This window comes from Paenibacillus sp. 23TSA30-6, from assembly GCF_014858585.1.
Lineage (GTDB): Bacteria > Bacillota > Bacilli > Paenibacillales > Paenibacillaceae > Paenibacillus.
On record NZ_SLTL01000054.1, the window covers coordinates 1 to 15,523 of the forward strand.

Below are 15,523 nucleotides of genomic sequence, written 5' to 3' on the forward strand. Positions count from 1 at the left end.
TAGGGACGCACCTCGAATGAATTTGATTTTATTCTCGCATTCTCGATTCTCGATGTCCACTTTTTAGTCTAGCATCAGTGTAACAATAAGAGGCGTCCTTCCCTTTGAGCTATCAGAGTCAGGACGCCTCTTATTGTTACTATTTTTGTCTTTCGCTGAATGGAGTAATCTCCTCGAATTAGCGACGTTTTTCCACAAGTTGCAAATTATAGCTCAGGCTCTCCAGTGTGACAGCAATCAAACCGTTTATATAATGCTCATGGGGATGGTTTAATACCATGATCTGCGGCATATGTTCATCAGGTATTACACCCTTGCACTGGTTGTAAATTTCCTTGATATGTTCCTCTCTTACCAGCTCTCCTGTTAACGCTACAGTCTCAGGATTTACTATTGCAATCAGAGACATGATGGTCTTCGCCGCCAGTGCGACAAATTAATCCTGCAAAGCCTTATCTGTTGAGGTAAAAAGGATGATCTTTCTCTTTGCTATCTTTATTCAACAACCGGTAGGTAGAGCGTCCCAGATACAGTGGAATTTCTAGTTTCGTCAAGTCTAGAAGTCCATTGTCCATAAAATAATTATTGTCTCGATAGCACTGCAGAATCTCACCTGCAATCCATTCATGGTCTCCATAGGTTGTGATATTGATCGTTCGGCATTCATAGGCAAAATAGGCATCCGAAAGTACAGGAATGTCCGCCTTGAGACCTTCTTCATAGCTGATATTGAACTCGGTGAACTTGTCCAGACGAAACCCGCTAAACGTTCCAACCGCTTGAATGATTTCTGTGCAATGGCCAGGCATAAAATGTACACCGAATACACCGCTCTTCTCAATCAGGGAATAGGTGTAGGTCTCCTTACGAAGTGATATTCCGTAAATCCCGGGCGAAGATCCGATGTACGTATGCCAACCTGAAGCCATAATATTTTGCTTTCCGTTGTAACGTGCTGTGACGAGCGCCACCATTCCGGGGTAGGAATACCACAACGCTTCATCTATAGGTATTCTCACTCTTTGACAACTCCTTTCTGTATATACTTAGGCGTTTATTCTATTGGAGGATCGATATGGAGGTCTTGATCTGGAGTGGTAATGTCCCAGCGGGTAAACGTAGCCTCGAAGCCCTCCCGAGTGGGTGAACAAGTATAAGGACCGGCTTGATTACCTGATGAGTATGGAAATCGTGCGACCCGAATTGTCCGCCATGCATGATGTTCACTCCGAGCTCGAATAATCACAGCATCCTTAATAATCGAAGCACGCAGGGTGACTTCTTCCCCCACCCAATCCGGCACAGCCGCTAGCGACCAGTCGGAATAACCATCCGTAACCACCACGGCAAGCTGAGGTATGCCATCGTTGATTTCAACGCCTGTTTTAATCCATTGCTCCGGGCCGTGATACAACAACAGGCCTGCCTGATCGTATAACTCTGTAAAAGAGCCGAGTTTAAAAGATACCTCAACTGCCTTGTCGCGATCCCAATCTGTTAGCAATGCTGGCCCGTCTTCAAATTCAAAACCATATAACGTCTTTTTCCAGAAGTCTCTGCCCTTCTCAGGCACAACCTTCAGCAATCCGCCTTCTTCCAGGGATGACTGCGGGGGATTGAGCCATATTCCTTCCTTCCAGCTAATTCTGGTTCTGTTTTGCTCTGTCAATTATTTTGTCCTCCTTTAAGTTATATGTTTCTACGTAATACTCAATTTTGACATCCATATCCATCCCAAGCAAAAAAAATTCAACTTGCAAGTGTATAGGGATCTCAGTATGATAGTTATCACGTCACTTATTATAATGCTTTTAGTAAATGATTTACAAATGTACTATAAGAAATAGTGATCCTGATATCCTGGTGTCAAGTCAAAAAATTTAACCAATGGAGTGTGGGAAGAAATGATGAATGAAAAAGAAAAAGCTAGTAAAGGATTTCTATATGATGCCAATAATGAACCCTCTCTGATTGAAGAACGGACTCGGGCAAAAGATCTCTGTCATGCGTACAATCAGTGTTCTCCTTCAAATTCGGTCGATCGCAAGTCGATTATTGAGAAGTTAATCGGAGAGCCTAGCCAAAGCTTTCTCATTGAACAACCGTTCTGGTGTGACTACGGGTACAACATCTCGTTTGGCGAGAATTTCTACGTTAATCATAATTGTGTCGTCCTGGACGGGGCTAAAGTTACCTTTGGAGATAACGTCTTTATTGCTCCTAACTGCAGCTTCTATACTGCGGGCCACCCCCTCGATGTAGAGCAACGAAATCAAGGGTTGGAATACGCATACCCTATTACAATAGGCAATAGTGTATGGTTCGGCGGAAATGTTGTTGTCCTACCCGGAGTGACCATTGGTGACAACACAGTGATTGGTGCGGGTAGCGTGGTGAACCGGGATATCCCTTCTGGAGTCATCGCCGCAGGAAATCCATGTCGGGTGATTCGCAAAATTACTGATGAGGACAGGAAGAAATATTGGAAGAAAGATAATGAACAATTAGTCAAATAGCAACATTAACTTCTCAAGTCGTTTCATTTATTAAGTAAATCTCCGTTAGCGCACGGCGCGTTTTACGAGCGTGGACTCCATACCTCTTGCTAGCAGCCATCATTAGAAACAAAAAAGCAGCCGTTCACTAGGGGGACTGCCCCCTGTTTCTGAGACAGGGATCAAAACACCTTTCAAGTTCTAAGCAGCCAGTTGCCGGAAATGAACCGGCGACTGGTTATTTAGTTTTGTTTGAATGCGAATTGAGTTATAGTAAGTCATGTAGTCTCGAACGATCTGTACGACGATTGCCGTCGTTGTACAGGTTAAACATTCGAGATAGAACGTTTCAGACTTTAGCGTGGAATGAAACGATTCGATGGGGGCATTATCAGCGGGCGTACCCTTGCGGGACATGCTCATGGTAATGCCTTTTCCCTTTACAGCTTCTTGATACGCCTGAGAAGTATAGACGCTGCCCTGGTCGCTATGGAGCACTGTGCCTGGTAGATCGGGTAACTGGTTAAGTGTGTCCAGCACGAATGCAGTGTCTTGCTTGTCAGCTATACTGTAGGCCACAATCTCTCCGTTAAACAAGTCCAAAATACTCGACAGGTATAACGTTTTTCCGCCAAACGGCAAATACGTAATATCTGTTACGAGTTTTTGCATGGGGGCATCGGATTCGAATTGGCGCTTTAACAAGTGTTCTGCGATATAGGCTGGTTGCCCCGTAGGTTTGCGTTTCTTCACTTTGACACGGCACTGCAGCCCCTCGTTCTGCATAATTCGCTGCACACGTTTGTGGTTAATCTTATGCTCTCTCCGAAGCAGCGCTGTGATCTTTCGGTATCCATAGCGAAATTTATGCTGCCTGCAGAGTTCTCGAATTTTCTCCACCATGTGATCTTTGTAGCGACTCCCATAGGCGGCTTTCCAACGATAGTAAGTGGCACGAGGAATCCCGATCCATGCACACACTTGGCTCACACTAACGTCCCCTCGAATGGACTCCACCCACTCCACTATAATCTTTGGAGACACCTCCTTTCCATTTCCCTGTACTTTTTTAGCAGATCTAGTTGTTGCTTCAAAAACCGATTCTCAGCCTTTACTTTCTCCAATTCTGAAGTATATTCAGGCCCTTTGCCGTAGCTGTATTGTTTACCCACAGGCTGCTCTAACCGATTCCATTCTCCCTTACGATACCATCTCATCCAGGTGTCCACTTGTGTCTTATTTCGTATGTTCAGTTGCTCCATGACTTCTTTCACAGGAATGCCAGCCAATCTCATTTCGATGGCTTTCATCTTCACTTCTACCGGATAGCTAACTCTTGTTGCCAACGCAAAAACACCTCCAAGGTTGTCTCCATATCTTACGACATGGCTGCATTCTCTTGAAGGTGTTTTAATTTGTCTCACGCTATGGGGTCAGTCCCAAAGGCCATACCTACAACACCGGAATTCACAACCTCAAAGGAGAATCAATGCTGGATCTATGGCCGGGAAGGAAACTGGACGATTTGCGGCGATATGCCAAAGAACATCCAAGGTTTCTCATGTTGAAACCCAAAGCGGTTGTGATGGATTTGGCGCAAGCGTACCACACCTGGATTCGCGAGTGTTTTCCATCGGCCATCCGCATCGCTGACCGTTTTCACGTACACGGTTACGTAATTAGCAGTGTGCAGGAGGTACGAAAGACTCTCCAGCAGACCCTCTCACCGCGAGCAAAGGCGTATCTAAAGGCTAATCATAGCTTGCTGAATCCACCCGCCGAAACGCTGGACACCGAGAGTCGGAAACGTCTGGAAAGATTGCTGAACTACTCCTTGCTTTTCAGGCAGGTTTGGGAATGGAAAGAAGCCTTTATTGCGTGGTACGACTATTCACCTGACCTTGCAGTTGCCAAACTGGGATTTGCCCGCTGGTGTGCTAAAGGCGAATCCATTGATCATGCATCCGTCCGCAGCACGCTGAAAACGATGCATAATTGGCAAAAAGAGATCGTAAACTACCATCAATGCCGCTTTACAAACGCAACCGTTGAGGGCCGACATAATCGCATCAAGGCTTACCAACGTCGGCATTACTTCACCAGACACTATGGCCGCTACAGAGCAGACATTCTCGTGGAATGTAACCATCATCGGGTATTGGCTTAACTGTCAAGCACTGATCTTTTGGCTGATCCAAGAGGCTGTACCAAAATAGGATTCCTTTAGAAAGTTGTTCCTTAAGACGTTTACTAATAGATGAATTTATGACGTACAATTTTTCAGTTGTACGCCATTTTGAGCATTTCTATTTCTATAATTTTTAATTTTAATTTGAAGCCAATTACTTACTTTCCTAGTGCTCTAATTCTTTCAATGTAGGATAATCCGTATATCCCTTGCTCCCGCCGCCATAAAATGTTGCAGGATCTGCTTCATTTAATGGAGCGCCTGCTTTAAGTCGTTCCACAAAATCCGGATTAGATAATGACCATACTCCAACAGGAGCTAGATCAGCAAGGTCACTATCAATATCAACACTGATATTGTCTATTGTCCGTCCAGCCCGATTGACTAACAACGGATTAGTCCATAAGGAACGAATGTCTTGAAGCAATTCATCATTTCCAAGGTGCATTACGTGAAGATAAGCTAAATTCAATTTAGCTAATTCTTTCGTCAAGTAACGGTAAAGATCTGGCCCTTGTTCACCATCTTGAATTCCGCCAAGAGGGGTTCCTGGAGAAATACGGAAACCAGTTCTCTCTGGTCCAATCTCGTCAACGACGGCTTTGGCTACTTCAATCGCAAAGCGAGCACGATTTTCTATAGAACCACCATACTCATCTCTCCGCGTGTTTGAATTTTCTCCAATAAATTGGTTAATTAAATATCCATTTGCTCCATGAATTTCAACACCGTCAGCGCCTGCTGCAATAGCTGCAGCTGCAGCTTTTCGATAATCTTGAATGGTTGTTTGAATCTCTTCTTTACTCAGCTCACGTGGTACAGGGATATGCTGCATTCCTGTAGCCGTAAACGCTTCTACTCCTGGGGCAATTGCAGATGGTGCAACCGGCTGCCGATGATGTGGTGTATTATCAGGGTGCGATACACGACCGACATGCATTAATTGAATATAGATGTATCCGCCTGCTTCATGCACAGCACTTGTAACCTTTTTCCACCCTTCAATATGCTTTTCTGTATAGATCCCAGGTGTCATTAAATATCCTTGACCATCGTCTGATGGTTGTGCACCTTCCGTAATTAGAAGTCCCAAGGAGGCACGTTGAGCATAATAAAGTGCAGCCAACTCTCCAGGTGTACCATCTTCTTGTGCTCTACTGCGTGTCATTGGCGCCATCGTTAGTCGATGAGGCAATTCCATGTTTCCAATTTTTGTTTTACTCCATAATCTCGCCATCTTTATTCCTCCTATTTAAGTGAGATAAATTGAATTCTACATATTTACAAATATATTTAAAATTATAAAATAACTGGATTAATTTTTCCTCTTTAAATTGAAGGTATAATTTCGATCTACAATTCTTACCACTTCGTTGCTATCATATAGGTTCACCATGAAACCTGCCATTTGCTTAGCAGTATGATATTTAGGCATGTTTGCTTCAAAATCAAAAGCTTCAGTATCTATTGATTTTTGTGCAAATTCTGACTCCGTAATAGCTGGTGTTAAGATTTTCGCCTTTAACTTCTGGCAACAATGATCAATTTTTTCCCCAAGCAGCAAACGCCAACGCAGTCTCATTACCGATTCCTGAATTTGCTCCAGTAATTACTCTAGTCGACGTGCAAAAGGATATCCTCTATGCTCGATTTCTGGAAGAACTCAAGCGCAATATCGTCCCTGTGGTCAAAAATCGAACATTCACGAGACAAACAGAGTAAGGCTTATAAGCACACGAATACAAAGAGGCGGAGGCACTAGCCGCTTAACCTGACAACAAAGATCACACCCCTCTCCCCGAAATCTGCTATGTCGTTATATAGTTTCCTCCGTTTGATGACGATAGAACGCAACAACAAACCACTACATACTTCGTTTGTACCTAGATCTCCTCGTCGACCAGTTCGGTGTATTCTATTTCCATAAATTTATAAAATGGCAATGACTCCACAGCAACTCGAATCTCTTCTAAACTGTCTCCAATTAAAATAGACCAATGCTCGTCCCTTGTGTGGGAAAGGTAAAACGATTTAATCAGTCCCTGTTCCACTAATTCAGCAAATCGAGCTTGTTCCGCCGGTAACAGTTCATTAATTTCTTCCTCTGTTGTTGTTGGTTTAATTTTGACATGAGAGAGAAAACGCATGTTGTACCACTCCTAATATTTTCATAATATTTTCTAACGCATATTGTGTAATTTTATTGGAATAATTGCGGATATAGAGAAGAAATCCCACCAGAAAGGTCTTGTTGCACATTCCGGCTTGTGTCATCAGCAACAATCTCGTAGAGACCCGCTTCGATTCCATCTATCGCAATTCTTGCGATGTCCTTTGGAGATGACTTAGGTGCTTGAATGCCTGCTGTCAAGTCCGTGTCCATGAATGCTACGTGCAATCCGGCAACCCGAACGTTCTTAGGAGCTAATTCTAAGCGTAATGCATTCGTCACTCCCCATTGAGCAGATTTTGCAGCTGAATATGCGCCTGAGTTACCTATATTGATCCAAGATAACGCAGATAAAATATTAAGAATCGAACCTCCCCCATTCTTTTCAATCACTGGTGCAAACGTGCGAATCATTGAAAGTGTACCGAAAACATTAGTGTCGAATTCCAAATGAATATCGTCCAGCGTACCTGTGAGCAGAGAAGCGCCAGTTGCGGTACCGGCATTGTTGATCAGAAGGGTCACATCCCCAGCAGCCTCCGCTGCAGCAATTACGGATTTCGAATCAGTAATATCGAGCTGTAGTGGAATAGCACCCGGCAAATCGACTGTTTCTGGGTTCCTCGCTCCAGCGTATACTTTAGCTCCCCTTGCTAGAAGTTCAAGAGCAAGCTCCTTGCCTAAACCTCGATTTGAACCACTTACAATAGCAACTTGTTTAGAAAAATCCATTTTTTTTACTACTCCTTTTTCAAATGATCGTTCTTAAATTTTTATACATACTCCAATTTCCACGTATTTATAACATACTTTATTTAAAATGCGAATTATTGACCAGTCAACATATCGTTTACTTGATTCACAAGAATGCCTTCGTTCGGGCCCGGATTATTGCGATACATTTTTGCTTCTTCTACCAGCACCTCATCCGTATCTGTACCAAGTACTTGCATGGTTTCTTCAATAAATGGCACAAGTGGCATCACATTCGGATCGTAATTCATCATTTGCGTTTGAACCAATGGCGGCGCAATTTCCAATACTCTCACCGATGTGTCTTTAAGGATATATCGTTGGGTCAGCGTATAGGAATGAAGCGCTGCTTTCGTCGCAGAATATATAGCTCCCCTTACCACTGGTACGAATCCAAGTATCGAAGTCGTGTTGATGATATAAGCTTCATCTTTGGACTTCAAATGACCCAGCAACGCAGACGCCATACGGACCGGACCGAGCAGGTTTGTGTTGACTGTCTGAACCAAAACATCTTCGTCAACTACATCCGATGGGTCATCGGGTACATAAATACCGGCATTGTTAAACAGGACATTTAGGTCCGGGTATTCTTCAATTAGCTGCTGGGCGACTGACTTTACGTTGGCAGGGTCCTGTATATTTAGCACCACTGCGGACATGCCAGGATTCGCATTGATGGTTTCCTCTAAACGCTCTTTACTCCGCCCTGCGATGATAACCTTGTTTCCAAGTTTGTGTAATGCCTCTGCTAGTCCACGTCCAATCCCTGAACCGCCACCTGTAATAAAAATAGTATTCCCTGTTAATTTCATTCTTAATTCCTCCTCGTTTATAACTTATCTATTGGTTTATTTGTTGAACCCAAATTGTTGTCTCACTCTTTGCCTTGGTATACACTGAAACTGAAAAGTGTTAAGAGTGATTTAAGAAACTGATTCTAAGTAGGCATAAATTTTTTTCATTATAATGGAAACCTGTATGGAACACCTTATATGTTTTCGAATAACCACCGCAGAGCCTCCTCCATAGAATCAAAGTTTTCAGTGGAGTAGCTTCCTTGCAGCTCTATGTCGAGTCTTTTAAGATGGAACTGGCTACTGCCTTTTCCGGAGTAATTAAAGCCATGTATTTCAACCCGGCCTCTTCAGCTTTTGCAAACCAAACTTCAGAAAACCATTGTTGATCATTAGTGATATTCCTGAGAATTTCAATGTATTAGCGATTAACTTGTGCCGCACAATTTATTACTTTAGACGTAGCCTTTTGGATCATCTATTTACACTCTCTGTACGAACTCTGATTTGACCAGTCATCATTTTACGAGGTAAAAACCGTGGTAGGGACGTAATGAACCGGTGAATTGCTCCTGGAATGATCAGTGTCTTGCCACGCAAGAAATCGCGGTACGCCTCGTCTGCCACCACTCCGACCTCCATAACACCGCTTTGGTACAGCTTGGAAGATCCCACGTCCGAACGATCGATGAAACCAGTTGCCGTTGGGCCAGGACATAGAGCCGTTACAGTCACGCCCGTTCCAGTCAGTTCATTCTCCAGCGCCTCTGTGAATGAAAGGACGTATGCCTTCGTAGCGAAGTAAACTGCCATTAGAGGCCCTGGGTAAAAAGCCGCTACAGAAGCCACATTCATCACTCCCCCTTGGCGCCGTTTGACCATATCTGGCAAGAACAACTTCGTCATAATCGTTAAAGCCTTGACATTGACATCGATCATATTCATTTCTTGTTCCAACTCTGTTTCCAAGAATGACCCATACAAGCCAAAGCCCGCATTATTGACCAGATAGTCGACGGCGATTCCTTCCTTTTTAAGCTCGGCAGCAATATCTTCAGCCACACCCGGTGACGTTACATCCTTCGCGAACACCTTTACGTGAACACCGTATCTTTCGCGATATCCTTTCGCCAATTCTACAAGCTTAGCCTCACTTCTTGCCACGAGAACCATATTGTGGCCATCTTTGGCAAAACGATCCGCCAACTCTTTGCCAATTCCACCCGAAGCGCCAGTAATAAGTACAGTTTTACCCATTTTAATCCACCTCAATTAATTATTATAAGTTTGTACGGTAATCACTAATGAACACTTTAATGTATAACTTTATAACTCATCTTCGCTGTAGGTTTCATGCCCCACTCATGCAGTAATTACTGGCTGTTTGGCTACTTCAACACTACTCCCCTTATTTACGCCTGTTACAAGTACAATCTTGCTAGATAATGATTCATTCCTCCTTGGACCAACCTTTTAAGAATATTTATTCTAAAAAGGTTGAAAATACTATTTATTAGGGAGATTAACTTAAGCGAAGGGACATCCACGCAACAAAGGAATGATCATTCTAGTAAGTGTAAAAAAAATGGGTTAGCCTTGCAAAAGTTTTGAAGATACATTCACTATACGAAATAGTTTTTCTTTATCAATAGTGGATCTTCCCATTACCCGTATACCAACCGAAATAGCATGCAGATATTCTGCTAACTCCTTGGCTTCGTAATCAGAGGTGAATTCTCCATCCCGCTGTCCCCAAAGAATAATCTGCTCGAACATCTGCTCTGTTATAGCGAAGGATTCAATCGATCTGGTATCCACATCGCCATCTCGTGCAGCCAGTTCCGTCACAGAATTAACCATTAAGCAACCAGAAGGCGAGCCTTCTTCATCGAGAACCATAAAACGAAAAATAATCTGCAGAGCTTCAGTTGCTGTCTTAGATTGTTTGACTTCTCCTGTAAGGGTGACTTCAACTTTGTTAATATATCGATCCATAGCCTGTAGAAACAGCGAATGTTTGTCACCAAATGTATCATACATGCTTCTGCGGTGGATTCCCATATGCTTAACCAGATCACTCATGGATGTCTTTTCGTAACCTTGCTCCCAAAAAAGCATCATTGCTTTGTCCAATACTGCGTTTACTTCAAACTCTTTACTTCTTGCCATAAAACTCCCTCCCAAAACTAATGTAGCATATTGGGAACGATAAGTAAAGAAAGAATCATTTCTTGTTTTAGATTTAATTATCATACATAAAGATTATGGATAGATCTCTTCATTCTTTTGGCATATATAAACAAAAGCTGGCGGGAGGTTAGTTATGACATAATGAATATGAACAATTTTGAAATGTTGTTTCAAATGTTTTTTCATTTGCAAGGAATATTGAAACGCTACAAACAAACCTCCTGGTTTCAGCGTCTGAACGACCTTCTCAATAATACCGTCACGGAGTTGTTGAGAAAAGTTAGCAAACGGTAAGCCACTAATTACGCAATCAATTTCTTCAACTACCATACTTCGCAGATTTACATCTAGCTGAGTTGCATCCACAAAGAAGCTAGATTCCAGAAATTGTTCCTTCAGCGAATGGCGTAAGGTCGGATCTTTCTCGAACACAAAAACCTTTCCGCTTGAATCTACTGCCTCGTGAATAAAATGGGTAATGACTCCTGTTCCAGCACCAAGTTCTACGACATGGCGGGACTTTATCCCAAGAGATCGCAGAAACCATTTTTTCGCCAATGTCTTTGAACAAGGAGTAACGCGCATGTTTGTCTGGAAAAACGAAGAAACTTAACAAAAATAGATACTTTTGTGAGATTGACATACTCTTGTTTATGATATAATCACCTTTCTCGTTATTCCAAAAAAATCCATTTAATATTCTCTTTTAGCTATTTTTCAAATATGACTAACACATAAATTCTTGTCGCTACAGCTTTTCACTCCAGGATTCCGTCCATGAATGCGTGATCTTCGTTTTCGAATCAAATAAATGAGCCTGTTTTCCTCGATAAAATGAACACCTCTATCTACCTTCTCAAGTCTTATAGTTCAAGGAGTGGCACTAGCTGTACCCCACATATATAGGGTCACCTTGCTTCATATAGAATGCTCATTCACCAACGAATTACGATATATTCACTTCAGATTTACAACGATAAGCATCATCCTATTATTTAAAAGCCTACTTTCTCAAGATTAATTTGAGAAAGTAGGCTTTTGCATAACTATATTTTAATACCCCGATTCTGGATTAATACTTAGGTATTATTCGTCAACTAGTTCGGTGTATTCTATAATCATAAATTTATAAAATGGCAATGTTTTCAAAGCGATTTTTAAAGCATCCTGGTTGTCAGCGATACAAATGGACCAATGCTCGTCCCTCGTGTGGGAGAGATAAAACTTACTGATCACCCCTTGTTCCACCAATTCTGCGAACCGTGCTTGTTCTGCGGGCAACTGTTCCGCAATTTCTTCCTGCGGTGCATCTGGTTGAATTTTGACATGAACGAGAAAACGCATGTTTCACTCCTCCTAATATGTTAATATACTGTAAAATCCAAATCTCATTTATTATAGTTTCACACGATCAATACCAATACTTTCACTACAAGCATCGAGTAGGGTATTTTTATTGAAATAAATGTGGGTACAGGGAAGGAACTCCTCCGGCAAGACCCTGCTGTACCTCCCGACTTGTAGCATCAGCAACAATCTCGTAGAGGTCGGCTTCAATCCCATCGATTGCGGTTCTAGAGATGTCCTTTGGAGATAATTTAGGCGCATGGATGCCAGCTGTCATGTCCGTGTCAATAAACGCTACATGCAATCCGGCAACCCTAACGTTCTTAGCAGCTAATTCTAAGCGTAATGCTTTTGTTACTTCCCATTGAGCACATTTTGCAGCTGAATATGCCCCTCCTTCGCCTATATTGATCCAAGATAATACGGATAGGATATTCAGAATCGAACCCCCTCCATTCTTCTCAATCACTGGTGCGAACGTGCGAATCATTGAAAGTGTACTAGAAACATGAGTGTCGAATTACAAATGAATATCATCCAGCTCACCTGTGAGCAGAGAAGCACCCGTTGCTGAACCAGCGTTGTTAATTAGAAGGGTAACATCCCCTGCGATCTCTGCTGCAGCTACCACAGATTTCGGATCAGTAATATCGAGTTGTAGTGGAATAGCACCAGGCAGATCGACTGATTCTGGGTTCCTCGCACCAGCGTATACTTTAGCTCCTCTTGCTAAAGTTCAAGAGCTAGATGTTTGCCTAAACCTCGATTTGAACCGCTGACAATAGCAACTTGTTTTGAAATATCCATTTTTATACACCCCCTTTTATTGAATGATCGTTCTTAAATTATGAAAAAAATTTTGATTCTTAAGTGTTACATTAAATACAAGCCAGAACGTTCGAGAATGATTATTCTCGAAACGATAAGATTTTTTTATAATTGTAGTATATTTCATTTGGGAACGATCAGTCAACTATTACTTTCTTAAGCACTTTCACGGTCATTCACTTGTGCTGTCTATTGTTAAAAGAAATAAGTTGATCATCCGCATTTTATCAAATCTTTTCAAAAACCATTATTGCATAACTCCCCAGGAGCACAGAAACCGCTGAATCAAGCCCAAGAATCCAACCCGCAAGCATCGATTCTACAGTCATTGGCGGGTTGGCTTAAGCTTATTCGCCGAAACGAATGTTTTTCACTGTTTTATTGACTAACGAGAAGTTCTGGAAAATCCGCGCTCCGCCTTGGCCTGTCGGCGCCTGTGCTTCAAGACCAACCTTGATGGTCTCGTCTACTGGCAGCGTAAAAAAGCGCATCATTACAAATTTGAGTCCATCCAGTGAATAGTGGAATGCAAAGGAATTGCCAACTCGTGCTATTTGTAGCCATATGGTGTCACTGTCAATATTGCATCCGTTTGCATCATCCGACGTTTGATTTGTCACAACGCTAACTACTGCATGCGTATCAAAGTCTGTCTTTTCAAAACAAGCTTTAGCCCACACCTGAAAATCCTGCATAATCATAAGCGTTGCTGAATCATAAGTGTCCTTGAATCCATGGGAGACTTGAGCGCGCATCACAAAATTCCCGGTGACTTCCTTGTAATAAAAAGGTGCATTGGTCAGATTCTCCGGCGTGATTCCTGTTTCAGAAACAGCTCCATTATTATTGAAAAAATCGGATTTCGCAGGTGCTTCAATAATCAATTTGTCATTCTCAAAGGTAGCTTTGCTTTCATTAATCCACTTAAATTGTTCAAATACTGATTGTTCCATTTGATAGGCTCCTTATATTATGTCATAAAATATCATAGGAATTTCTACGATGGATACCCATATGCTCAAGCAGATCACTTATCGACGTCCACTCGAAACCTGGTTACAAAAAATGCGTTTTTGCTTTATACAATACTTTGTTCACTTTCCAACTCTTTCTTCAAGCCATTAACCCCCTCCCCCTACTACTCATTTATAGTAACAAATCGGGAACGATCAGTAAATAAATTTTTCGTTTGCTCATTTATACAAAAAAACAATAATTAAGCTATTGTCTACGTAAGGTATTCATGACTGCCGTACCATGCAGATACCACTGTGACGGCAATTGATTGCCGCTTGTTTTATAACTACTCGGTGGATAAAGAATGAGATAGGCTGAACATAGCACGATTGTTTCAAATCAGTATACATGTTGCAATTTCTTTAAGTGGCCAAATGTTGTAAATAACGATCTGAGACGCCTGAAAGGATACTAATGGAGACAGCCGTAGAATTTCAAACTGTGTACAAGTAAACGTTTCACCACAAAGTCTTGTTAAATGTAATCCATCACGCTTCAAAGCTACAACGGTTTGCTTATGTAAAACTTGAGATGATCCTATTTACAATCCGTCAAAACCAAGAACAATAACACCCTCCAAACACTCAAAGAAGCTAAAAAACAGTCCGATCATTGTATTTTTATGAATAAATATGCAATCATCACTAATTGTGAAAATAAATTTTCATCAATTATGATCTCTTCAGACAATATGACAACACACGTGCGATGTCATAATTAGTGAGCATAAATGGACTGAAAACATTGATTCTATCAACGATTATTTTCACAATAAATGAGAAAATTATCTGTGCGAATACATATTATTATAAAATTCCACATTTAATGAGAATATCTGCAAACCACGATTGTATAAGTATACACTGTAGTGATTATGAAGTGTGATGATTAGAGAATAGCAACTGATTAAATCAAAATTATATCATAAAAAGAACACTTCCATTTTGGAAAGCAATCAATATAGTCATGTTATTCATTGACTTTAAGATTTTTTGTGAGTTTTGACTCGGTTACGAAGACTACTACTCGAATATAAGTCATCGCTAAAACCAGCTAGCTTTACATATTCTTTCACAATTAAAGCAACACCTTTATCAGAAAGTCTTTTATCACTTAGATGTCCATGTTTATTTATTGATCTGAACAAAGCTCCAGACCTAATTTCAGACTTCACCACCCACTCCCTAACAGCACTGACTGGACAGTTTTTCTCATTAGGATTAAGCGTTAATGTTCCTTCTTTATAATTCCTCTGATTACTTCGTGTTTTCTCAAAATGCACTATTAAATTGTGATGTTGATCGAAATTAATATCCTCGAAGTTGATCGAAACTAACTCCCTCCTATTAAATAAACCTTCATAACCCAACAGTAAAATTGCTTTATCACGAGCACCTTTCAAATTCTGTGGCAGTACTTCAATCAACTTGTTAAGCATTCTTTTATTAATAGACTTTTTGCTACTCTCATCCGTGCCGTAAGCCTTATTCACTCCAATAATTACGGAGTTTACCAACGAAGTTTTTGGAGTGAGAAACCCTGATGAGAGATGTGCCTGACAAATTGCAACTATCCTCCTTTTTATTGTGCTGGTTTTGTACCCGTTTAGAATAAGGCTTACAATGTATAAAGAAAATTCCCTATCAGTCGCTGGTAAAGACTGATGCTAGACTAAAAAGTGGACATCGAGAATCGAGAATGCGAGAATAAAATCAAATTCATTCGAGGTGCGTCCCTA

Annotated in this window: 17 protein-coding genes and 1 pseudogene; 2 read left to right on the forward strand and 16 right to left on the reverse strand. The window is 41.5% G+C overall.

The genetic code is table 11. The features are described from left to right. Window positions 1-178 precede the first annotated feature (178 nt). Genes E0698_RS25350 through E0698_RS25360 form a run of 3 tightly spaced genes read right to left on the reverse strand, consistent with a single transcriptional unit; the run spans window position 179 to window position 1,669 of the window. Window positions 179-409, reverse strand: coding sequence for a hypothetical protein (locus tag E0698_RS25350; RefSeq protein WP_192513319.1), 231 nt, complete (start codon window positions 407-409; stop codon window positions 179-181). Between the two features lie 43 nt (window positions 410-452). Further along, window positions 453-1,019, reverse strand: a complete 567-nt coding sequence (locus E0698_RS25355; protein WP_192513320.1) for a flavin reductase — start codon at window positions 1,017-1,019, stop codon at window positions 453-455. A gap of 35 nt (window positions 1,020-1,054) precedes the next feature. Continuing rightward, window positions 1,055-1,669 carry a DUF1349 domain-containing protein gene (locus tag E0698_RS25360; protein ID WP_192513321.1) on the reverse strand — a complete coding sequence of 205 codons (615 nt, stop codon included), beginning with the start codon at window positions 1,667-1,669 and terminating at the stop codon, window positions 1,055-1,057. A gap of 238 nt (window positions 1,670-1,907) precedes the next feature. Between E0698_RS25360 and E0698_RS25365 the strand changes: the two genes are divergently transcribed. Then, complete coding sequence (locus E0698_RS25365; RefSeq protein WP_202895075.1) at window positions 1,908-2,516, forward strand: sugar O-acetyltransferase; 609 nt, start codon at window positions 1,908-1,910, stop codon at window positions 2,514-2,516. A gap of 180 nt (window positions 2,517-2,696) precedes the next feature. Here E0698_RS25365 and E0698_RS25370 read toward each other — a convergent pair. Next, window positions 2,697-3,841 (reverse strand): IS3 family transposase gene (locus E0698_RS25370; RefSeq protein WP_192513323.1). Its coding sequence is split into 2 segments (ribosomal slippage): window positions 2,697-3,568 and window positions 3,568-3,841, totalling 1,146 coding nucleotides; the frame shifts between segments, so codons are not numbered across the junction. A 95-nt stretch (window positions 3,842-3,936) separates the two neighbouring features. Here E0698_RS25370 and E0698_RS25375 point away from each other — a divergent pair. After that, window positions 3,937-4,662 (forward strand): annotated as a pseudogene (locus tag E0698_RS25375) (ISL3 family transposase); the annotation flags it as partial. Window positions 4,663-4,849: 187 nt separating this feature from the next. On the opposite strand, the gene E0698_RS25380 reads toward E0698_RS25375, so the two are convergent. The 12 genes from E0698_RS25380 to E0698_RS25435 form a co-directional block, all read right to left on the reverse strand. Next, window positions 4,850-5,920, reverse strand: a complete 1,071-nt coding sequence (locus E0698_RS25380; protein ID WP_192513324.1) for an alkene reductase — start codon at window positions 5,918-5,920, stop codon at window positions 4,850-4,852. Between the two features lie 78 nt (window positions 5,921-5,998). After that, entirely contained in the window at window positions 5,999-6,265 is a 267-nt protein-coding gene (locus tag E0698_RS25385) for a hypothetical protein (RefSeq protein WP_192513325.1), read from the reverse strand. A gap of 301 nt (window positions 6,266-6,566) precedes the next feature. Continuing rightward, on the reverse strand, window positions 6,567-6,830 hold the full coding sequence (locus E0698_RS25390; RefSeq protein WP_192513326.1) for a muconolactone Delta-isomerase family protein: 264 nt from the start codon (window positions 6,828-6,830) through the stop codon (window positions 6,567-6,569). Window positions 6,831-6,883: 53 nt separating this feature from the next. Beyond that, complete coding sequence (locus E0698_RS25395; protein WP_192513327.1) at window positions 6,884-7,585, reverse strand: SDR family oxidoreductase; 702 nt, start codon at window positions 7,583-7,585, stop codon at window positions 6,884-6,886. 95 nt (window positions 7,586-7,680) lie between these two features. Further along, the gene (locus E0698_RS25400) at window positions 7,681-8,421 is read right to left on the reverse strand and encodes an SDR family oxidoreductase (RefSeq protein ID WP_192513328.1); all 741 of its coding nucleotides are present in this window, start codon (window positions 8,419-8,421) and stop codon (window positions 7,681-7,683) included. 456 nt (window positions 8,422-8,877) lie between these two features. Then, on the reverse strand, window positions 8,878-9,660 hold the full coding sequence (locus E0698_RS25405) for an SDR family NAD(P)-dependent oxidoreductase (RefSeq protein ID WP_192513329.1): 783 nt from the start codon (window positions 9,658-9,660) through the stop codon (window positions 8,878-8,880). A gap of 333 nt (window positions 9,661-9,993) precedes the next feature. Then, window positions 9,994-10,572 carry a TetR/AcrR family transcriptional regulator gene (locus tag E0698_RS25410; protein ID WP_192513330.1) on the reverse strand — a complete coding sequence of 193 codons (579 nt, stop codon included), beginning with the start codon at window positions 10,570-10,572 and terminating at the stop codon, window positions 9,994-9,996. 93 nt (window positions 10,573-10,665) lie between these two features. Next, the gene (locus tag E0698_RS25415; RefSeq protein WP_192513331.1) at window positions 10,666-11,151 is read right to left on the reverse strand and encodes a class I SAM-dependent methyltransferase; all 486 of its coding nucleotides are present in this window, start codon (window positions 11,149-11,151) and stop codon (window positions 10,666-10,668) included. A 528-nt stretch (window positions 11,152-11,679) separates the two neighbouring features. Then, complete coding sequence (locus E0698_RS25420; RefSeq protein ID WP_192513332.1) at window positions 11,680-11,937, reverse strand: muconolactone Delta-isomerase family protein; 258 nt, start codon at window positions 11,935-11,937, stop codon at window positions 11,680-11,682. Window positions 11,938-12,046: 109 nt separating this feature from the next. Further along, window positions 12,047-12,430 carry an SDR family NAD(P)-dependent oxidoreductase gene (locus E0698_RS27215; protein WP_238354153.1) on the reverse strand — a complete coding sequence of 128 codons (384 nt, stop codon included), beginning with the start codon at window positions 12,428-12,430 and terminating at the stop codon, window positions 12,047-12,049. Window positions 12,431-13,115: 685 nt separating this feature from the next. Then, on the reverse strand, window positions 13,116-13,721 hold the full coding sequence (locus E0698_RS25430) for a DUF1349 domain-containing protein (protein WP_192513333.1): 606 nt from the start codon (window positions 13,719-13,721) through the stop codon (window positions 13,116-13,118). Between the two features lie 1,046 nt (window positions 13,722-14,767). Further along, window positions 14,768-15,277, reverse strand: a complete 510-nt coding sequence (locus tag E0698_RS25435; RefSeq protein ID WP_192513334.1) for a tyrosine-type recombinase/integrase — start codon at window positions 15,275-15,277, stop codon at window positions 14,768-14,770. Between the last annotated feature and the right edge of the window lie 246 nt (window positions 15,278-15,523).